The sequence below is a fragment of the Nocardia sp. NPDC003726 genome, assembly GCF_053586955.1.
In genome coordinates this window covers 1-19,602 of the sequence record NZ_JBSFNF010000046.1, presented here as the reverse complement: position 1 = coordinate 19,602, position 19,602 = coordinate 1, and the positions used below count along the sequence as shown (strand labels likewise).

Genomic DNA, 19,602 nt, shown 5'->3' with positions numbered 1-19,602 from the left:
CATCGGGCGAGGTCCGCGGACGCGGACTGCATAGTCCGCGCCGCGCAGGGCAGTCCCGATACGAGTCGCCACGGCGCCGAACGGAGGGCTCTGCAATGGACCTGTCCATCACATTCGTCGGCAACGCCACGACCTTGCTCTCCTACGGCGAGATCACGCTGCTGACCGACCCGAACTTCCTGCACCGGGGGCAGCACGCCTACCTGGGATACGGCTTGCTGTCCAAGCGGCTGCGCGAACCCGCGCTGACGATCGATGAACTGCCGCCCATCGACGCCGTCGTGTTGTCGCACATGCACGGCGATCACTGGGACCGCACCGCGCAGCGCGACCTGGATCACGCCCTGCGAATTCTCACCACGCCGCATGCTGCCGAGCGGCTGCGCCGCCGCGGTTTCACCTCGGCGAAGGGGCTGCGTACCTGGCACAGCGACCGAATCGCCCGAAGTGGGCACAAGGTGCGCGTCACGTCGCTGCCCGGCCGTCACGCGCCGACCTGGAGCTGGCGCCTGTTGCCGCCGGTGATGGGGACCATGCTCGAGTTCGGGCCGATCGCCGGCCCGCCCGAGCGCCGGATCTACATCTCCGGCGACACCCTCCTGGTCGCGGAACTCGCGCAGATACCGGTTCGATTCGACGACATCGATGCCGGCGTGCTGCATCTGGGCGGCACGCGACTGCCCGCCGGAGCGCGCCTGCCGTTCGGGCTGACCGTCACCATGGACGGTCGCCAGGGCGCCGGCCTCGTCGACCTGCTGCGTCTTCCCCGGGTCGTGCCGGTGCACTACGACGACTACACCGTCTTCGCCTCTCCCCTGAGCGATTTCCAGGCGCAGATGCAGCGACGCGGGTGGGGCGATCGCATCGTGCAGGTTCCCCGAGGCGAGACGGTCACATTGTGAGACGCCTGCGGCGTGCGGAATAGCCGACGGTTGGTCACGGTCATGGCGCTACGGACGCGCCGTTCTACTGCGCTGCCGCGGGTGAACGGATCGCGTGTGCTCGCGCGATGACCTCCGTCAGTCCGTATGCGTTGACGATGGGGATCCCATAGCGGTTCTTGAACCTGGTGCGCAGGTCGACTCCGGCCGGCGCCGCGCAGCACAGGGCGAAACGCACCGACGAGGTGTCCGGCCGCGTCCGGCCGGGCAGGTCGGACAGCGCCGCGTACAGGTTCGGCACCGCGGACGAGTAGGTGGGCCGGGTTCGCTCGACCCGTTCCAGGAACGACTCCGGGTCGAGCTGGCCCGCCATGGTGGCGCGGCCTCCGGCCACCAACGGCGCGAGCGCGCCGACGACGAGGCCGCAGATGTGCCGCATCGGCAGGGTCGACAGGCTGTGGTCGGCACCGGTGAGGGCGAAGACCTTGATCACCAGTCGGCACATGGCCTCGAGATTCCGGTGATCGAGCAGCGCCCGGTCGCCGTCGCGGTAGGTGATCAAGGCCAGCGTCTCCGCGCCGGGCCGCACGGCGGGGGTGCGGTCGCGTTCCCCCGCGCCGAGTGCCACGGCGACCGGGAGTACCCGGACGGACGAAGGGATCGCCGCCGGGCGTTCGTGGACGATGAGTACCTCGCACTCCGCGTCGGCTACCCGCTGACCTACTTCCTCGTCGGAGGCCACCGGATCGATCACGGCCGCCGTGGCGCCCAGCCGCCAGATCGCGAACAGCGACACCATCAGGTCGACGGCGCCGGGCAGCACGGCGCCGACGACATCGCCGGTCGTCACGCCCGCGCCGCGCAGGCGGGCCGCGGCGCGCTGGACGGCGGACAGGAACTCACTGTTGGTCAGCTCGGCTCCGTCGGCGGCAAGGGCCGGCTCGTGCGGGGCGGCAACAGCGCGACGGTCCGGAATGGTGGAAAGCGTCATGCGATGTCCTCAGCAGCGGCGTAGTCGTTCGATGACAACGCTAGAAAGCACCGCTCGGCTCGCCACCGTCGTACAACGATCAATTTCGCCGCCCACCTTGTCGCCGGAAGACAACATCCGCCGCCGCGGTCGCGGCCAGGTAATACGATCGGCTCGTGACGAGTTCTCGTCGCAACGGCGAAGCCGACATCGACCGTTGTGTCGCGATGATCACCGCCCGCATGAACGAGCGGGTGCGGGAGATCAGCGCGAGCATCCATAGCGCGCTCGAGGAAGAGATACCCGAGCTGCGCGCCGATGTCCGCACCGTGGAACTGCTGGGCGCCAGTGTGCAGGGCAATGTCGACACCATGCTGCACGCGCTGCGCCACGACATCCCCGTCGCGCGCACCCACCTGCCCTCGGCCGCGACCGAGTACACCAGGCGTCTGGCCCAGCGCGGCGTCCCGCTCAACACCCTGGTGCGCGCGTACCACGTGGGACAGCGGCGGGCGACCGAACTGGTCTTCGCCGAGCTGCAAAGCGCCGACGTCGCGCCGGTCGATCGCTTCGTGGTGGCCCAGGCCATCGCCACCAGGCTGTTCCGGTACCTCGACCAGGTGATCCAGCAAGTGGTCGCCGTCTATGAAGGAGAGCGCGAGCAGTGGCTGGACACCCGCAACAGTGTGCGCGCGCTGTGTGTGCGCGAGCTGCTGACGGGCAAGAAGCCGGTCGACGTCGACAGCGCCACCGAGCAGATCCGCTATCCGCTGCGTTGGCATCACTTGGCGCTCGTCGTCTGGTATCCCGGCGTGGAATCCCGCGGTGACGAACTCGGCGAGCTGCAGCGGTTCGTTCGCCGGTCGGCCGACACGGCGGCGACCTCAGCGACCCCGCTGTTCGTCCCCGACGATCAGCTCTGCGGCTGGGCCTGGCTGCCCTACCGTTCGGCGCGGCCCGAAGCCGTCGCCGAGGTCCGTGGTTTCGCGGCCGCGCGACGCGACGGCCCGAGCGTGGCGATCGGAACGATGGCGCCAGGACTGTCCGGGTTCCGCCGGTCTCATCGCCTGGCCCAGGACGCGCGGTCGGTCGCGCTCGCGCGGGAAGACGCCGGACACCGCGTGGTCGCGGCCGACGACCCGGGACTGTCGGTGGCGGCGCTGCTCGACGGCAGCACCGCCGAAGTCAGGGAGTGGGTCGTCGACGTGCTGGGCGACCTGGCCTCCGACACCGACAACGACGCGCGGCTGCGTGACACGCTGCAGGTCTTCCTGCGCACCGGATCGAGCTACAAGGCCGCCTCCGCGGAACTCGACCTCCACTCGAACTCGGTGAAATACCGGGTGGGACGGGCGGTTTCGCGACGCGGCAGGCCCATCGGCGACGACCGGCTCGACGTCGAACTCGCACTGCTCATCTGCCACTGGTACGGACCGGCGGTACGGCGACCCGATTCGGCGTGACCCTGCTGCCGCGCCCTCGGCGGCGCGGCCCGGTTCCGTGCGGAGGGATCAAGCGATCAGGAATCGAGAAGCGCTGGTCAGCGGGCTACCGCTACGTTGGACGCGAGCCGTTCGGACACAGAGGAGGACGAATGAACTGGGACAGACGGGTTCGGCAGACGCACCGGTGGCTGGCCGTCATCTTCACGGCGAGCGTCGTCGTCACCGTGGTCGCCTTGGCACTGAGCGGCCCGGTGTGGTTCTCCTACGTGCCGCTGCCACCGCTCGCCTTGCTGCTCTTCTCCGGGCTCGGCGTCTTCGGGTTGTCGTGGGCGGCCAGGCGACGCGGCCGGGCTGCCGGGAACACCGCACCGCGGCCAGTCGTGTCGGCGCCGCGGGTCCGGCAGTTGCACCGCTGGTCGGGCATCGGCTTCGTCGTGACCGTTCTCGCCACTTTCGTCGCCTTGGCGCAGCAGGAGCCGGTCGTCTGGGTGTCCTATCTGCCGCTGTTGCCGCTCGCCCTGCTGCTGTTCTCCGGCCTCTACATGCTGGTGCGGCCGCTCGCCCTCGAGCGTCGGCGCGCCGGCCGGGTCGCCACGTCCTAGCGCCCTCCGGCGCGGCGCGGGCAGCGATATGGTCGGAGCATGCGATCCCGGCCCTTGACTTTGATCCAGGACGACCTCGTCGACTACGACAAGTCCATGGAACGGATGGGGGAACTGGTCGACCAGCGCCACAGCGGCGCGCGGCCGGACACCCTGTGGCTGCTGAGCCATCCGCCGGTCTACACCATCGGGCGGAAGACACCGCGGGAGCACCTGCCGGACCCGGCTCACGACATCCCGGTCGTGCAGACCACGCGCGGTGGCCAGCTCACCTATCACGGGCCCGGCCAGCTGGTCGGCTACCTCGTCGTCCGGCTCGATGCCGGCGAAGGCGTGGTGGACTACATCCGTGAGGTCGAGTTCCGCCTGATCGAGGCGCTCGGCCGGTTGGGCGTTCCCGCCGAACGCCGCGACACTCCCCCCGGCTCCGAGCTGCTCACCGGCGTGTGGACCCGCGACACCGGCCGCAAGATCGTCTCCATCGGCATGCGCCAGAGCCGAGGGATCACCAGTCACGGCTTCGCCCTCAACGTGAACGGCGACCTCGAGCCCTGGCGCTGGGCCGTCGCCTGCGGGCTCCCCGACGTAGACATGACCTCCGTGGCCCGCGAATCCGGCGCGGCCACCATGGAACACGTGCGCTCGATCGTCGCCACCGCTTTCGAAGCGAGCTGAACCCGGCGCGCGACGCATCCCCTGTGCGGCAACCGCTGACCGCGCGTGTGCCCGCGGGCCGACGCACCTCAGGCGCAGGCCGCGGTGTCGAGTGAGCGGCGACCGCTGACCGCACGTGGGCATATACCTGCGGGCGGGCACTCCTCAGGCGCGGGCTGCGGGGATCAGCCGGGCCCGCGGTGTCAAGGTGCGCATGCTCCTCTTCACGACGGTGGCGTAGGCGGTGGTGGCGGCTCGATCGGTGGGCCGTAGCGGGATGTTCAGCAGTTCGCGGGTTCGCTGGTGCAGCACCGTGCGGACCGCGAAATCCGGGAGCGCGCGCGGAATCCAGGTGTCGGGGCGCAGCAGTTCCGGCGCGAGCTTGTCGCTGTGCGGGGTGACGGCGAGTTCGGTGGCGCACACCGATTTCAAGTAGTCGTCGAAATCCGCCCAGGTTCGCGGCATGTGCCGCGCCGAGATGCCGTAGCGCAGGTACCACTCACAGCATTCGGCGTAGAGCGTCTGCTTCTCGTCGAGAGTCAGTGGGCGGTCGAAGGTTTCGATCGCGGTGTAGAGCGTGTCGACGTAGGTGGCGTGCTGGAAGAAGAACAGCTCGGGGGTCAGGCCGCTGTAGCGTTTTCCCCGGCTGTCCACGCCGTGCACCAGTCCGTGCCCGTACAGAATCGCCGGATGCGGATCGCACAGCGTGTAGGCCAGATGGATCATTCGCGACACGGTCCGCTTCTTGTGCGCCCACAGGCTGCTCGGCGCGTGGGCGACGATGGCCGCCGCGACGGACGGGTGCAGGATCTGCAACCCGACCGCACGCGGCAGGCTCAAGACGAAGCGGCGGTCGCCGAGATACCGCCCGAGAAGCGAATCCCGGTCGAGCGGAGCGGATTTCATTCCCGCAGCCTCATCCGCGCGACGACCGGGGCGAGCAGGCGGGGAGTCCACCAGTTGGCGGTGCCCGCTATCCGCATGGCGGCGGGGACCAGGATGGTGCGCACGAGCGCGGCGTCGAGGACGACGGCCAGGGCCAAGCCGACTCCCAGGGCGCGCATGATCGACACTTCGCTCGTCGCGATGCCGACGAACACCACGGCCATGAGCAGCGCGGCGGCGGTGACGACCCGCCCGGAGCGGGCCAGGCCGACGGCCACGGCGGTGTCGGCGTCGGCGCGGGTGCGCGGGGAACGTTCCCATTCCTCGGTGAAGCGGGAGAGCAGGAAGACCTCGTAGTCCATCGACAGACCGAAGGCCACGCAGAACAGCAGCACCGGGACGGTGGCGACGGTGTAGCCGGTGGCCGTCGTGCCGAGGCAGCCCAGATGGCCCTCCTGGAAGATCCACACCAGTGCGCCGAACGTGGCGCTCAGCGAAAGGGTGTTCAGCACAAGGGCTTTCAGCGGCAAGACGATGCTGCCGGTGAGCAGGAACAACAGCAGCGCGGTGGTCGCCACGATCCACAGCAGCGCGACGACGAAGCCGCGGGAGATGCCCGCCGAGGTGTCGGCGGTCTGCTGCGCCAGCCCGCCGACGAGGATGTTCCCCGGTGCGTCGACGGCGCGGATCGCGTCGAGCTGGTCGCGCCCCTCGTCGGAGTACGGGTTCAGCGCCGTCGCGACGGTCAGGTGCGCGGAGCCGCCGGACCCGGTTCGTCCATCGGCCGGGCCCGCCGCCGAACCCGCCACGTAGACACCGGCCGGACCGCTCACCGCGGTGACGCCGTGGACCCGGGACAAGCCCGCGGTGTACTCGCCGAGCCGCTCGGCAGGCGCCCCGGTGACCACGATGTGCACGGTGCCGGTGATGTTCTGGTCGAACCCGTCCCGGATGCGGTCGCCGACCTGCCTGGACTGCGCGTCGGCGGCGAGCACCCGATCGTCGGGCAGGCCGACCCGCAGGTCGAGCACCGGCGATCCGGCCAGCAGCAACAGCGCGAGCACCGGCAGCGCGGCCAGCAGCGGACGTCGCTGCACCGCGCGCGCCACCCGGTAGAGCCGGGTGCTCTCGGCGGGAGCGGCCTCGCGCGGGGGCTTGCGATTCATGCGTGGGCCCAACAGGGCCAGCAGCGCGGGCACGCAGGTGATCGCCAGCAGGATGGACAGGACGACGACGGCGACGCCCGCATAGCCGATGGAGCGCAAGAAGGCCATCGGGAAGACCCACAGGCCGACCAGCGCGGTGCCGACGATGACGCCGGAGAACACCACCGCCCGCCCGCCGTGGCGCATGGCCGAGGACAACGCCTGTTGGTGCGGCAGTCCGCGGCTGATCTCTTCCCGGTAGCGGCCGATCAGCAGCAGCGAGTAATCGATCGCCAGCGCCAGGCCGAGCGCGGTGGTGATGTTGAGCGCGAAGATCGACAACTCGGTGAGGAAGGTGAGCGCGAACAGCACCGCGGTGGTGCCGACGATCGCGAGCACGCCGACCACCACCGGAACGGCGGCGGCGATCACGCTGCGCAGGAACAGCACCAGCAGCAGGAAGGTCAGCGGCACGGCGATCGCCTCGGCGAGCACGAGGTCGCGGGAAGCGGCGGCGTTGATCTCCTCGAACGCCATCGCCTGGCCACCCGCGAGCACGGCGACGCCGTCCCGGTCGCCGGTGTGGCGTTCGGCGAGGGCGTGCGCGGTGCGCTGGGCGGTGTCGTCGTCGCCGTCCAGGCCCGCGATCACCAGACCCGTGCGGTGGTCGCGGCTGACCAGCGCGGCGCCGGTGGGCTCGAGCCATGACGTCACGGTGCTCACCCGGTCGTCCCGGCGCAGGTCGGTGACGATCCGGTCGCCCGCGGCGCGCGCCGCGGGCGAGTCCGCGCCGCCGGGCGCGTCGACGGCGAAGATCAGTTGCATGTGCGAGACGCCGTGCTCGGCGGCCAGCACATCGGCGGCGTGCGCGGACTCGGCGTCCGGGTCGACGAACCCGCCGGAGGTCAGCCGGTCGGTCACCAGCCCGCCCAGGGAGCCGAAGACGAGGAAGGCGACGCCCGCCACGACAAGGACCAGTTTCGGCGCCCGCGCGCAGATCTCGGCGACGCGGGCGATCACTCCGGTCGCGCCCGCGGTGTCGGCGGTGTCGGCGGAAGTCGTCATTTCCCCTCCACGGCGGGCAGCCACCAGACGGGAGTGACCTTGTGCCCGGCGCCGATCTCGATCGGCGGATGCGATTGCCAGCCCAATATCTCGCACATCTGGACCACGTCGGAGGACTTGGCTTCGCCGTAGCCGGGCAGGCCCTTGGCCCGCGCCACCCGCATGACGCGTTTGAGCAGCGCCGCGCCGCCGCCGAGCGTTCTTGCGCCGACATACCAGAAGTAGAAGTGCGGTTCGGTGGGGTGCGCCGCCTCCACCTTGGACAGCATTCTCGCCATCAGCACCGTGCGCGGCAGGCCGAGCAGCACGATGGCGGGAAGCCGCAACAGCCAGACCCACAGCGGGAAGCGGGGTCCGGTGCGCTCGTAGGCGATGAGCACGGCGGAGGGTGACCGGTCGGCGTCGAACGTGGCCTGCAGGTAGCCGCCGAGGCGCGCGCAGATCTCCACCTCGCCGCGGAAGAACCAGTACAGCGCCTTCGCCGCGCGGGCGGGCCGCTTCGGGCGCACGTCCTGCCAGATCGCGTCGTCGGTGAAGGCGTCGGCCAGCACCCGGGCGGCGGCGGCCCGCTGGTGCCTGGCGACGTTCGACGGCATCGTCACGGTGGTCATCTCAGCCTTTCTGGTCACGGTTCACCCGTGGGCGCCCTGGTAGAGGGCGTCGAACTTCTCCCCGCCCGCGGGTCGGCCGAGGGCGGTCAAATACAAGGTCTGCCTGCCCGGGGGCAGCGCGCGGTTCCAGTACTCGGGCGCCAGTCCCCCGACCCCCGTGACGCCGGCGCCGTGCCGGGCGGCGAGGAGGTAGAGCACCTGTCCGGCGACTCCGGTGCCGAGCAGCAGCGCCTGCCGGTCGGCGTCGATGGTCGAGTCGTCCTCGCTGGCAGGGGCGCTGAAGACGACGAACGCCTCGGCTCCGAGCAGGTGCTCCTGTCCGGCCAAGCCGGTCAGCAGGTCACCGGGCGGCAGTGCCGTTCCGCCGGGCGCTTGCCCGACCACGTGCATCGTCGGCGTCGGTAATCCCAGGCGGCTCAGCGCGATCGCGGCGATCTCACGGGCGCTCGCGACCACGGCGCCGAGGTCGTAGCCGGGCGGCGTGCCGGTGCCGAAGGCCGCGGCGGAGCGGCGGATCGGGATGAACCGAGCCAGATTGCCGGGCAACTCGCCCGCACGGTCGAAGAACACCGGCTGCGGTGGTCCCGGCGGTCGGAGGCGATCAGCCCACTGCTCGAATTCGTTGCGGCCCATCTGCACTCGGGGCATGGACGTGGTGACCAGCCGCCAGCCGTCGGCTTCCCCGTCGTGCGGCACGAAGGCACGGACCAGTCCGGCGGCGAGCACGTCGCCCGCGACGCCACCGGCCCCGGTGCCAGGCAGCCCGTCGGCGAAGCGATCGGCCGCACTGTCGTCCCGGTCGAGCAGCGCCAAGGAGAACAGGGCGTGACCGGCGTCGATGAGATGGTAGAGGTAACCGCGGGCGCCGTATTTGCGCATGGACAGCCAGGGCCGCCCGACCAGCAGGCACAGATAGTCCTCGGCGCAGGTACCGAACTCGGTGTCGGCGCGCACCACCAGCTGCTTGCGAGCGGGGTCGAGCAGCGCGATCGCGCCGGATTCCGGTTCCACCAGGAGGATCTCGTACGGATACGTCGCTCCGGCGGAAGGCACGAACCGTGACCGACCGCCGCGGCGGCGGCCGATCAACCGGTCCACGTGGCCGACCGCGCCCGCCACCGGACCGGTGAGCGGTTCGATGCCGACGGTCTGCGGCAGCGGAGGATGGATCACATCGCCCCAGGCCAGGGCGGATCCGGTCATCTGCACGTCAGCTCCATTCCGCGGTCTCCGGGTGCGCGCGGCGCACCCGCCTGCGGGTGTGCTCCCAGTACGAGCGCACCGAGAGGTCGGCGAAGATGTAGTCGCGCTTGGCGGCGACGTCGAGGGGATTCGAGATCGAGAACGGACGCCCGCTGGCCAGCGCGTCGAGCTGGAGCCGGCAGGCGCGCTCGAGCATCAGCGCGAACACCACCGCGTGGCGCACGCTGCGGCCGACCACCACGCTGCCGTGATTGACCAGGAACACCCCGACCCCGTCGTCCAGGGTCTTGGCGATCGCCGCGCCGACGTCGAAGGTGAGCACGGTGTTGCTGGTGTCGTGGAACCGGTGCACCTCGCCGCCGAGCAGCGCGCCCTCGTGGCTGAGCGGCGCCAGCTCGGCGTCGAGCGCGCCGAAGACCAGGCTCGCCGGGGCGTGGCTGTGCACGATGCCCGCGACGTCCGGGCGAGCGGCGTAGATGGCTTGGTGCAGCGGTAGTTCCGGGGGCGCCTGCGCGTCCGGCGGCTCGGCCGCATCCACCGCGGCGTCGACGAAATCGGCGGGCGTGGCCTCGTCGAAACCGACCAGCGCGCCCTTGATGGCGAAGCGGTCCCGCCCCGGCCTGCGGACCGAGATCTGTCCTTGGTTGAAGTCGTCGTGGCCGCCGGACGACAGTGCTCGCGCACCGATCGCCGCTTGGATCACCAACGGGGAAGTCATAGCGTCCTCACAGTCGTGCCGCGATGGCGTTGCGCTGGATCTGATTGGTGCCCTGGATGATCTGCAAGAGTTTCGCTTCCCGCATCCACCGCTCCGCCGCCTCGCCCGGCAGGTAGGCGGAGGCGCCGAGGACCTGCACGGCGTCGGTGGTCACCCGCATGGCGGTGTCGGTGGCGAAGAGTTTCGCCTGCGCGGCGAGCAGCCCGGCCTCTGGTCCGCCCGCGTCGATCTCCGCGCAGGCGCGGTGCAGCAGCTGACGGGCGGCGGCGAGCTGGGTGGACATGTCGGCGAGCAGATGACCGACGGCCTGATGCCGGATGATCGGCACGCCGAACTGGACACGCGACTTGGCATAGGCGGTCGCGCGCCGCAGCGCCGCGGCGGCGAGCCCCACCGCGCACGCCGCCAAGCCGACCCGGCCTTGGGTGAACATGTCGTCGGCCACCCGCGCGCCACGGTTCACCCGGCCCAGCACGCGGTCCGGGGGCACCGCCACCCCGTCGAAGACGACGTCGGCGCTGGGCAGCGCGGCGGCGCTGTGCTTGCGCGCCGCGGGCGCGACGGTGACGCCCTCGGCGGCGGAGTCGACGGCGAAGCAGGTCAGGCCGCCGAGTCCGGCGTCGCTGGTGCGCGCGTACACGACGAACACGCCCGCCACCGGCGCGTGCCCGGCCCAGGTCTTCCTGCCGTGCAAGCGGAATCCGTCGCCGCTGCGTTCGGCGCGCAACTCGATGGCGGACATGTCGGATCCGGCCGCGGGTTCGCTCACGCAGTTGGCGCCCAGCATGCGGCCCTCCGCCAGCGCCGGCACCAGCTCGTCCCGCACTCGTGGTCGCGCGTGCCTGGCCACGGTGAGGGCGACGAGCGTTTGCAGATGCACCGATTCGGCGAGGGCGAGCCAGTTCTCGGCGATGACCTCCACGTTCGCGCAGAACGAGCGCACCGCGCCCTGGCGGCCCGCGATCACCGGCTCGGCCAGGCCGGTCGCCATGATCCGGCGGAACAGTTCCGCCGGGAACCGGCCCTCGTCCTCGTATTCATCCACCATTCCGGCGCAGCCGCCGAGCAGATCGCGCAGCAACTCTGTGGCCTGCGCCGACGGCTCGGAGGCAGCCCCCTGCGGTTCCCGCCTGGTGTCGTGCGCGTGTTCGGCCGCCTTCGCGGCCGCCCCGCTCATACCGGCACTCCCGCGAGTTCGGCGAACGCCTCGGCCGCCGTGTACCGGCCGGGCTCCGCCTGTTCCAGCCACGCCGCCAAACCGAGCGCCGCTGCGGCGGGCCCGCCCAGGTCGCGGACGCGGTGGCTCAGTTCCCAGCTCTCCCCGGCCGACGCGATCACCACGTGGTGGTCGCTGACCGGCATGCCGTAGCGCTGCGCGAGCACCGCCGCGCCGTCCGGCAGCAGAGCGGCCAGGTTGGTCGCGGTCGCCGACGGCGCGTCGATCTTGGTGGTGGGATGGCGGTCGAGAACGGTGAACTCGGCGTCCGGGACCAGCGCGACGGCCAAGCGAGCCGCGAGTTCCACCGCCCGCGCCTGCACCCAGTGCAGCGGGCTGAGATTGGCGGCGACCATGACCGGAACCCGTTGCGCCAGAGCGGAAAGCGTGTCCTGCGCGCTGCCGGGACGACCCGACACGCACGACAGCAACGCCGCCCCGGTCCGCACGCAGTACCCGGCCACCGCGTCGAGCGCAGCGGGCCTGCTGGCGTCGATCACCACACCCGGCGCTGTTTCGCCGACCGTCCACCCGGCGGAGTCGGCGGTGGTCACCACCGGCACACCGGCTCGCTCGCACGCGGCGAGCACGGCCCGGCCGAGGCGTCCGGTCGCGCCGATCACCGCCACCGGACGATCAGGCGTCCTCGACACCCTGGTTCCTCAGATAGGCCACGATCGCGGCGACCGTGCGCAGGTGGTCGAGGTCGTTCTCCAAGTCGATCTCCACGCCGTAGCGGATCTCCAGCGCGTCCACCAATCGCAGGAACGACAGCGAGGTCATCCCCGCTTCGGCGAAGGTCTGCTCGGAGCGCTGCGCGCTGTCGGCGTCGAGCGTGCCGTCGGTCGCGGTCGCCACCAGATCGGCGACCGCACTCGTGAGCGAATCCTGCACTACGTCGGACATCAGCGGCCTCCCGTGACCGGTTGCTGGAATGTGTGCATGAGCAGCTCGCGCACCGCCGCGGCCTTGACCTTGCCGGTGGCACCGCGGGGCAGTTCCCCCACGGTGACGAGCACCTCGGGCACCTTGTAGTCGGCCAGGCGTTCACGCAGGAACCCGCGCAGGTTCGCCGCGTCGAGCGGGACGCGAGTCTGCACGGCGGCGCCGACGCAGTCGCGGCCGCTCGGCGTCGTCAAGGGCAGGACCCGGCAGTCGGTGACGTCGGGGTGCGCGGTGATGGCGTCGCTGACCGATTCGACGGTGAATTTGCGCCCGCCGATGTTCAGCACCGGCTGGGCCCGGCCGCCGAGGAACAGCTCACCGCCGGTCACGGAGCCGGTGTCGGAGGTGACGTAGCTGCCGTCGGCGGCGATCGCGCGCTCGAATTCCCCCGGATAGTTCAGGTACCGGGTGCCCATCGAGGCCGTGCGGACGTGCAGCACCTCGACACCGTCGGCGCCGGGCCTGGATTCGACGGTCACTCCCGGCAGGAGCATGCCGTTGCCCTCCGGCCGGGTGCCGTCGGCGAAGGTGACGGGCCCGGTCTCGGCGATGCCGTAGTAATCCGAGATCGGCCCCGACAGCGCCGCCACGTGCGACGCGACCGACGCCGACAGCGGCGCCGCCGACGACAGCCGTAACCGGATGCGGCGCAGGGCTTCCCGGGTTTCTTCCGGGAGCGCCGCGGCGGTGTAGTCGGTGAACCGTTCGTAGGCCGCGGGAAACGCCACCAGGATGCTCGGGCGCAGCGCCGTGACGTGACGCATGATCGCGCCGCCGCTCGGCATCCCGCCCGGCAGGGCCAGGCTCGCGCCGGTGAGCAGGCTCGGCATCAGCGTGGTGTTGAACGCCAGGCCGTTGTAGCAGCCCGCGAAGCACAGGCTCAGATCGTCGCGGGTCAGCCCCGCCGCGCCCGCCCAGGTCCCGGCCGCGTTGAGCACGGCGCGGGCGGAGAACTCGATGCAGGCGGGAGCGCGGGTGGAACCGGAGGTCAGCCGCCCCAGCTCGGTGTCGGCGGCCAGGGCGGGACGCGCACCGGTGAGACCGGTCGCCTCCGCCACCGAGCGTTCGTCGAGCGCGACCGCCCCGGCGGGAACGTCACCGGTCGGCGCGTGGACGACGGCATCGATGCCGCAGCCGCGCACCAGCGTGTCGATCTCGGCCCGCCCCAGGCTCGGGTCGGCCAGGATCGGCAGATCCGCGCGCGACCACACGGCCAGCAGGGTGGCGATGTAGTCGGGATGATTGGCCAGGGCGAGCAGGATCCGGCTGCCGCCGCGCGGCGCGACCGCGTCCAGGAGACCGGCTCGGCGCTCGGCGTCCGCGCGCAGTTCGGCGAACGTGCGCGTCTCCCGCAGGGTGAGCACCCTGGCGTCGGGCGCGTCGTCCATCGCGGCGACCAGCGCCTCGTAGATCCGGGTCGGGCGCGCGGCGGCGCTCATGCCGGTCCGCCGAATTCGATGTCCGGCCCGAACAAGCCCCGCAGGATCTCGGTGGTGTTGGTGCGCAACGCCCGTTCGGCCAGCGGGTCGAGCATGTCGGCCAGTGACGGGATGCCGAGGTCGACGACGGCGTCGAACCGCACCGTCACCGCGTCCTCGTGCGGCGTCACCCGCCACGCGCCGTCGAAACGCGCGAGATCACCGGTGATCTGCTCGAACGACAGGGTGCGCGCGACGTCGTCGACCACGTCGCGCTCGGTCCACTGCAGCAGCCCGTTGCGGAACCACACCGACCAGCTGCTGACCTGGGTGCCGTGCGGATCGACGTCGAGGGTGATGTCGCGGACGACATCGGCGTGCTCGGCATAGGACGGGAAATCACGCAGGCGCGCGAACACCACGTCGGGATCGATGTCGCGCACGGTCGCCCGCACCGCCACGGAACGCTCGGCCATCAGACCATCACCTCGCTGCGCTCGTGCGCGGTCGCGGCCATGTTCTCGCGGGCGATCACGGTGCGGTAGGTGGTGCGCATGACCTCTTCGGCTTCGGCCGCCGAATAGGCCTGCGGCGCGCCGGGCAGCGTGCCCAGCGAGGTCGGCATCGGATCGGGCTGGAACAGCGCGGCCAGGGTGGTCATCAGATTCGCCATTTTCGTTTTCTCGGAGGGGCGCAGATCGTCGAAGAAGGCCGGTTTGAGCAGACGCTGGAAGATCTCGGGATCGACGCGGCGTGGACTGCGATGCGGCAGGCCGTATTCCGCGGCGGTCTCGTCGAAGATCTCCAGCAGGCGCTGCGCGGTGATCGCGGCGGGGCCGATGGTCGCCCACGCGAGTTCCGGTGGGGTCTGCGCCTCGACCACGGCCGCGATCACACCGGCCACCACGTCGCACGGCACCAGGTCGTAGCGCGCTTGCGCCGCGCACAGGAACAGCGGCACCGAGCCACGCAGCATCGCGCGCGAGATACTGTGCACGCCTTGATATTCGGTGATCGCACCGGTCTTCGAATGTCCGCCGATCGCGGAGGGGCGCACGATGGTGTACGGCAGGCCGCTGCCGCGCACCGCCGCCTCCCCTGCGCGTTTGGCCACGAGATACTCGCCGGGACGCAACGTGGCGTGACCGCCGGTGATGTCCTCCGGCAGATCCAGATCGACGAACGCGGTGCTCACGTGCACCACCCGCGCCGAGGCGCGCGCCGCCAGGTCCAGCACACGCTGGGTGCCGACGACGTTCACCGCGTGCAGTTTCTCGGGTCCGGCGGCGAAGTCGACGTTCGCCGCGCAGTGCACGACGAGATCGAGTCCGTCCAGCACCATGTCGGTGTCTCGGGCGTCGAGCCCGAGACCGGGCGCGGTGAGGTCGCCGCGCACCACGGCGTCGGCGCCCGCGACGGGACGGCTGTGGGTGAGCGCCACGACTTCGTGCCGGGCACCGAGCATCCGCAGCAGCGGCACTCCGACGACACCGGCGCCGCCGGTGACGAAGATCTTCACTACTTCTCCTCGCAGAAGGTCAGATCGCGTGGGCCGCGAGGCGCACGCATGCTTTCTCGAAGGCCTCGAGCAGCCATGCCTCGTCGAGTGGCTGCAGCGTGGCCGGTGGGGTCAGACGCAGCACCGGTCCCGCGTTGAGCGAGTGGTTGACGACCACCCGCGCGTCGATCATTTCCAGCAGGAACTCGCCCGCCAGCCCGGCGTCGGCGAATTCCAGGCCGAAAAGGGTTCCGGCGCCGCGGATATCGATCAACTGCCGCGGGCAGGTGCGGTCGCGGATCTCGGAGAGGCCGGTACGCAGCCGGTCTCCGATCCGCGCCGAGGCCGCGACCAGGTCCTCGTCCCGCAGCACCGCCAGCGTCGCGGCCGCGGCGGCCATGCCGAGCGGGGCCGCGGAGAAGGTGGAGGTGTGCAGGCACAGGTCGGCGTCGAAGGCCGCGTAGGCCTCCTCGGTGGCGATCGCGGCGGAGACCGGGAGCACGCCGCCGCCGAGGCTTTTGCCGACCAGCAGCACGTCAGGGGTGATCTGCTCGATCTCGCCGCGCCACCAGGTGCCGGTCCGGCCGAGTCCGGTCATGATCTCGTCGAGCACCAGCATTGCGCCGCGTTCGCGGCACAGCCGCTGCACCTGTGCCAGGTATCCGGCGGGCGGCACGATCACTCCGCCCTCGCCCTGGATCGGCTCGAGCACCACGCAGGCGTCCGAGCCGTCGGGGCCGAGCGCCTCTTCCAGCGCGGCCGCGTCGCCGTAGGGCACCCGGGCCGCGCCGTGCAGCAGCGCGCGGAACGGCGCCTGGTAGGTGTCGTTGGCGGTCAGCGACAGCGCGCCGATGGTCTTGCCGTGATAGCCGCCCGCCGCGCCGATCAGCCGCGTGCGTCCCTGGATGGCGGCCATCTTCAGCGCCGCCTCGGTGGCCTCGGTGCCCGCGCCGGCGAAGTACACCTTGGTCAGCCCGGCCGGGGCGACCTCGGCCAGAGCCGCCGCCGCGCCCGCAGCGGCGGCTTCGAGCATGCCGCGGGTGCCGACCGGATGGCGACCCAGTTGCTCGGTCACCGCGTCAACCACCCGCGGATGCCTGGCGCCGAGCAGGAAGACGCCGTAGCCGCCGCAATTGAGGAATTCGCGACCGTCGGTGGTCCACAGCCGCGTCCCCTCGGAGCGATGCTCCACCAGTCCGCCGAGCAGGCTGCCCAGCTGCGCACGCGCCCTGCCGAGATGCTGCCGAGTTTGTTCCAGAACCACGAATTCCGTTGTCATACAAGACTTTCCGGGTCATAATGAGGGCGCCCCGCACACTCCCTGAGGACATGAGAGACACTAAGTTTCAGTCTCTCAGAGCGTCAACTCGAACCCCGCGTCCCGCACACTGAACGATCGACCATTAAGGCCGGGAGCTGCCCGGTTGCGACCGGTTGTGGCATGGCCCACAACCGCAGGTCACAGCAACTTCCGCGGCGCTCGGCAGCCGGCCCGCGGCCGCCGCGGCACGACCGAGCTCGTGCCGTACGGCGATCGGCCGCCCTTATGCGTTACCGGACGTATCCCAAACTCGGTGAGCCGCGGTACTGGCAGACCACGAAATCCGCGCGTCGATTCGCGCGGGCCGCACGAGCTGTGAAGAATGCTCGCAATCACGAGATCAACTGTCCGCCTGGGGATAACGCGCCATACGGAGCGGACGCGACGACTGGAGAAATAGCGGTGGTACTGCTGTGGGTGGTGATCGTTGCCATCGTCGTGGTTCTGCTCGGCGGTGCGGCCGCGGCGATGGTGTGGGATCCGAATTCCCGCCGGAAAGCCAGAGCGGCCGAGCGGGTCGCCCCGCCGCCGCTGACGGCCGTTCCCTCGGCGTACGACAGTTGGCCGCGGCGATCCTGACGCCTCATCCGGCCACGGTCCGCTCCGTCCGGCCGTCGAGCCGACCCGCCGACCCGCAGTGTTGCCAAACGGTTGCCCACCGGTGAGCATTTCGGGCTTCCCGGTGCACGCCCACGGGGTACGGTGCGGAGGAAGAGCGCTGCGCCGAGCCTTGGCAGGCGTCCGCGTGCGGCACTGGCACCGATGATCCCGAGACGACGGAGGTGCGGCGGTGACAGGCACAGAGGCAACGCAGTGGCCGGCGTTGCGCGTCGACGACTGGACTCCCACCCGGGAGACGCTGCACATGTGGACGCAGATCATCGGCAAGATCAGGCTCTCGCACGCTCCGCTGGTCAACCACTGGTGGCAGGTCACCTTCTACGTCAGCCCGAGGGGCCTGACCACCTCCGCCATCGCGCACCCGGCCGGATGCTTCGACGTCGAGTTCGACTTCCTCGATCACCGGCTGCGTATCCGCTCCAGCGACGGCCGGACCAGGCAGATCGCGCTGGAACCCAAGCCGGTGGCCGACTTCTACGGCGAAACCGTCGCCGCGTTCGGCGAACTCGGTATTCCCGTGCGAATCCAAGCCAGGCCCAACGAGGTCGAGCCCGCCATCCCCTTCGCCGACGACTACGAGCACCGCTCCTACGACGCCGCGGCCGCGACCTTGTTCTGGCGCCAGCTGCTGGCGGCAGACCGGGTCGTGCACGAGTTCCGCGCGCGCTTCATCGGGAAAGTGAGCCCGGTGCACTTCTTCTGGGGAGCAATGGATTTGGCGTGCACCCGATTCTCCGGACGGCCGGCTCCGCGACATCCGGGCGGCGCGCCCAACTGCGGCGACTGGGTCATGGTCGAGGGTTACTCGCATGAACTGAGCAGTTGCGGTTTCTGGCCCGGCGGCGGGGCGGAGGGCGCCTTCTACGCCTACGCCTACCCGGAACCGGACGGATTCGCCGAGTATCCGGTTGGCCCGGCAGACGCCTTCTACAGCCGGGACAACCGCCAATTCCTGCTGCCGTACGAGGCGGTTCGCACCGCCGCGGCGCCGGAGCGCGCGCTTCTGGAATTCCTCGAGACCACCTACGCGGCCGCCGCCGACCTCGGCCACTGGGACCGCGCCGCCCTGGAGGCCGACCCGAACCGGTGGAAGCACAAACGCCGAGCGCGCGAGACGGACATGTCGCGGCCGCCCGGCTAGTGATCCGGCTTCGTTGCGTCGCTCGACGACCCAGCGGGCGCGAGACCGGGCACCGACCCGCCCTCGTCCCTCCGGACATCACCGGAAGAGCAGGTGAGTGACCTGTTCAACGGTACGTTGGTCAGGTAATGCGCGTCCGATGATCGCCGATTCCCGAATCGATCCCGGACGAGCTGGGCAGAGCTTCGCGCCAACCCTAAACCTCCCACAGATGGGAAGCCCCTGTCGGACGGATCACCAATCAATGTATCGTTATATGACGGCACGTTAATCGACGGGATGAATCTTATGCACAACACGAGGAAGCGCGTGACAGTGCGTCGAGTGGTGGCCTCGGCGCTGATCGGTGGGGCGGTCGTCGTTGCGGCGGCGGTCGCTTCGCCCGAACCCACGGTGACCACCACCGCGGACCGGTACTCGCACAACCCGGCGGACAAGCGCGGTTCCGGCGTGGGCGAGCGCGCCCGCAGCAGCAACCACGGTGGCTACCAGGGACGCAACGAGCGCCCGTGCCAGTACACCCCCGAGGGTTACTGCACCGGAGGACGCTAGCTCCACGCAGCGTCCGGCGCATCGCCAGGGCGGCCCGAAAGGGCCGCCCTTCCGCGTGCCATCAGTCCTGCGCCGGACCGTAGGCGAGGTGGACGACGCCGTTGGCGTAGACCTCGTGCTCTTTCAGCGCGAGCTTGGTCGCGTCGACGCCGTCGCTCCACAGGCGCTTGCCCTTGCCCAGCGCGATCGGGTAGACGAACAGGTGCAGGTCGTCGACCAAGCCGTCCGCGAGCAGCGCCCGCACCAGTGTGCCGCTGCCGCTGATGTAGATGACGCCGTCGATCTCGTCCTTCAGCTTGCGGATGACGTCCGGGTCGTAGCCACCGATGCGGGTGCTGTTGGCCCACTCCACCTGCGGCTCCCGCGCGCCGACGACGTACTTCGGCGTGTCGTTGAAGAACGGCGCGCCCGGGTCGTCCTCGACGGTGCGGGTGGACCAGGCCGGAGCGAACATCTCGAACGTGTTGCGGCCCAACAGGATCGCCTTCGACGCGGAGGTGATCGCGCCGAGCGTCTCCCCCATCTTCGGATCGAACCCGAACTCGAAGGTCCAGGACGGATCCTCGTACACGCCGTCGAGAGCGATGAATTCGTGAACTGCGATGGTTGCCATGGGTGTTTCCCTAAGTTTGTAGGTGTCTGGGGTTGGTGCCCTGGATGCCCAGAGCGGTGGGGTGTAGCTGATGGGTGTTTGTCTCTTGCGAGGCTGGA

21 protein-coding genes are annotated in these 19,602 nt (G+C 70.5%); 7 read left to right on the top strand and 14 right to left on the bottom strand.

Features of this window, described 5'->3' with window-relative positions; genetic code table 11:
* Positions 1 to 95: 95 nt before the first annotated feature.
* Positions 96 to 902: an MBL fold metallo-hydrolase gene (locus ACWDMM_RS32810; protein ID WP_195081716.1), complete on the top strand. Its 807-nt coding sequence runs from the start codon at positions 96 to 98 to the stop codon at positions 900 to 902.
* Between the two features lie 64 nt (positions 903 to 966).
* Here ACWDMM_RS32810 and ACWDMM_RS32805 read toward each other — a convergent pair whose 3' ends face one another.
* Complete coding sequence (locus tag ACWDMM_RS32805) at positions 967 to 1,872, bottom strand: class I adenylate-forming enzyme family protein (RefSeq protein WP_449941395.1); 906 nt, start codon at positions 1,870 to 1,872, stop codon at positions 967 to 969.
* A gap of 155 nt (positions 1,873 to 2,027) precedes the next feature.
* Here ACWDMM_RS32805 and ACWDMM_RS32800 point away from each other — a divergent pair, with 155 nt between their 5' ends.
* From ACWDMM_RS32800 to lipB, 3 genes are all read left to right on the top strand, one after another.
* Complete coding sequence (locus ACWDMM_RS32800) at positions 2,028 to 3,314, top strand: PucR family transcriptional regulator (protein WP_323124319.1); 1,287 nt, start codon at positions 2,028 to 2,030, stop codon at positions 3,312 to 3,314.
* A gap of 131 nt (positions 3,315 to 3,445) precedes the next feature.
* Positions 3,446 to 3,898 (top strand): hypothetical protein, encoded by a 453-nt coding sequence (locus tag ACWDMM_RS32795; protein ID WP_323124318.1) that lies wholly within the window; start codon positions 3,446 to 3,448, stop codon positions 3,896 to 3,898.
* Between the two features lie 39 nt (positions 3,899 to 3,937).
* Positions 3,938 to 4,573: a lipoyl(octanoyl) transferase LipB gene (gene lipB / locus ACWDMM_RS32790; RefSeq protein ID WP_449941391.1), complete on the top strand. Its 636-nt coding sequence runs from the start codon at positions 3,938 to 3,940 to the stop codon at positions 4,571 to 4,573.
* A 144-nt stretch (positions 4,574 to 4,717) separates the two neighbouring features.
* Here lipB and ACWDMM_RS32785 read toward each other — a convergent pair whose 3' ends face one another.
* Genes ACWDMM_RS32785 through ACWDMM_RS32730 form a run of 12 tightly spaced genes read right to left on the bottom strand, consistent with a single transcriptional unit; the run spans position 4,718 to position 16,535 of the window.
* Positions 4,718 to 5,458, bottom strand: coding sequence for an oxygenase MpaB family protein (locus ACWDMM_RS32785; RefSeq protein WP_357106431.1), 741 nt, complete (start codon positions 5,456 to 5,458; stop codon positions 4,718 to 4,720).
* A complete protein-coding gene (locus ACWDMM_RS32780) occupies positions 5,455 to 7,647 on the bottom strand; it encodes an MMPL family transporter (protein ID WP_449941388.1) in 2,193 nt (730 codons plus the stop codon). Before ACWDMM_RS32780 ends, ACWDMM_RS32785 begins: the two co-directional genes overlap by 4 nt.
* The gene (locus tag ACWDMM_RS32775) at positions 7,644 to 8,258 is read right to left on the bottom strand and encodes a hypothetical protein (RefSeq protein WP_195081711.1); all 615 of its coding nucleotides are present in this window, start codon (positions 8,256 to 8,258) and stop codon (positions 7,644 to 7,646) included. Before ACWDMM_RS32775 ends, ACWDMM_RS32780 begins: the two co-directional genes overlap by 4 nt.
* A gap of 21 nt (positions 8,259 to 8,279) precedes the next feature.
* Positions 8,280 to 9,461 (bottom strand): hypothetical protein, encoded by a 1,182-nt coding sequence (locus ACWDMM_RS32770; protein WP_449941385.1) that lies wholly within the window; start codon positions 9,459 to 9,461, stop codon positions 8,280 to 8,282.
* 7 nt (positions 9,462 to 9,468) lie between these two features.
* Positions 9,469 to 10,179, bottom strand: a complete 711-nt coding sequence (locus ACWDMM_RS32765; RefSeq protein ID WP_195081709.1) for a class II aldolase/adducin family protein — start codon at positions 10,177 to 10,179, stop codon at positions 9,469 to 9,471.
* A gap of 7 nt (positions 10,180 to 10,186) precedes the next feature.
* Positions 10,187 to 11,356: an acyl-CoA dehydrogenase family protein gene (locus ACWDMM_RS32760; RefSeq protein WP_449941383.1), complete on the bottom strand. Its 1,170-nt coding sequence runs from the start codon at positions 11,354 to 11,356 to the stop codon at positions 10,187 to 10,189.
* On the bottom strand, positions 11,353 to 12,048 hold the full coding sequence (locus ACWDMM_RS32755) for a dihydrodipicolinate reductase C-terminal domain-containing protein (RefSeq protein WP_195081707.1): 696 nt from the start codon (positions 12,046 to 12,048) through the stop codon (positions 11,353 to 11,355). Before ACWDMM_RS32755 ends, ACWDMM_RS32760 begins: the two co-directional genes overlap by 4 nt.
* Positions 12,032 to 12,301, bottom strand: coding sequence for an acyl carrier protein (locus ACWDMM_RS32750; RefSeq protein ID WP_195081706.1), 270 nt, complete (start codon positions 12,299 to 12,301; stop codon positions 12,032 to 12,034). Before ACWDMM_RS32750 ends, ACWDMM_RS32755 begins: the two co-directional genes overlap by 17 nt.
* Positions 12,301 to 13,779, bottom strand: coding sequence for a class I adenylate-forming enzyme family protein (locus ACWDMM_RS32745; protein ID WP_449941380.1), 1,479 nt, complete (start codon positions 13,777 to 13,779; stop codon positions 12,301 to 12,303). Before ACWDMM_RS32745 ends, ACWDMM_RS32750 begins: the two co-directional genes overlap by 1 nt.
* Positions 13,776 to 14,234 carry an SRPBCC family protein gene (locus ACWDMM_RS32740; protein WP_195081704.1) on the bottom strand — a complete coding sequence of 153 codons (459 nt, stop codon included), beginning with the start codon at positions 14,232 to 14,234 and terminating at the stop codon, positions 13,776 to 13,778. Before ACWDMM_RS32740 ends, ACWDMM_RS32745 begins: the two co-directional genes overlap by 4 nt.
* The gene (locus ACWDMM_RS32735; protein ID WP_449941377.1) at positions 14,234 to 15,277 is read right to left on the bottom strand and encodes an SDR family oxidoreductase; all 1,044 of its coding nucleotides are present in this window, start codon (positions 15,275 to 15,277) and stop codon (positions 14,234 to 14,236) included. The genes ACWDMM_RS32740 and ACWDMM_RS32735 overlap by 1 nt, the downstream gene beginning before the upstream one ends.
* Before the next feature lie 19 nt (positions 15,278 to 15,296).
* Positions 15,297 to 16,535 carry an aspartate aminotransferase family protein gene (locus ACWDMM_RS32730; protein WP_357106414.1) on the bottom strand — a complete coding sequence of 413 codons (1,239 nt, stop codon included), beginning with the start codon at positions 16,533 to 16,535 and terminating at the stop codon, positions 15,297 to 15,299.
* 444 nt (positions 16,536 to 16,979) lie between these two features.
* On the opposite strand from ACWDMM_RS32730, the gene ACWDMM_RS32725 reads away from it, so the two are divergent.
* The 3 genes from ACWDMM_RS32725 (at position 16,980) to ACWDMM_RS32715 (ending at position 18,891) form a co-directional block, all read left to right on the top strand.
* Positions 16,980 to 17,156, top strand: a complete 177-nt coding sequence (locus ACWDMM_RS32725) for a hypothetical protein (RefSeq protein WP_357206314.1) — start codon at positions 16,980 to 16,982, stop codon at positions 17,154 to 17,156.
* A gap of 211 nt (positions 17,157 to 17,367) precedes the next feature.
* Positions 17,368 to 18,339 (top strand): DUF5996 family protein, encoded by a 972-nt coding sequence (locus ACWDMM_RS32720; RefSeq protein ID WP_195081700.1) that lies wholly within the window; start codon positions 17,368 to 17,370, stop codon positions 18,337 to 18,339.
* Between the two features lie 309 nt (positions 18,340 to 18,648).
* The gene (locus ACWDMM_RS32715) at positions 18,649 to 18,891 is read left to right on the top strand and encodes a hypothetical protein (RefSeq protein WP_157111944.1); all 243 of its coding nucleotides are present in this window, start codon (positions 18,649 to 18,651) and stop codon (positions 18,889 to 18,891) included.
* A 61-nt stretch (positions 18,892 to 18,952) separates the two neighbouring features.
* On the opposite strand, the gene ACWDMM_RS32710 is transcribed toward ACWDMM_RS32715, so the two are convergent.
* Positions 18,953 to 19,504, bottom strand: coding sequence for a dihydrofolate reductase family protein (locus ACWDMM_RS32710; RefSeq protein ID WP_195081699.1), 552 nt, complete (start codon positions 19,502 to 19,504; stop codon positions 18,953 to 18,955).
* Between the last annotated feature and the right edge of the window lie 98 nt (positions 19,505 to 19,602).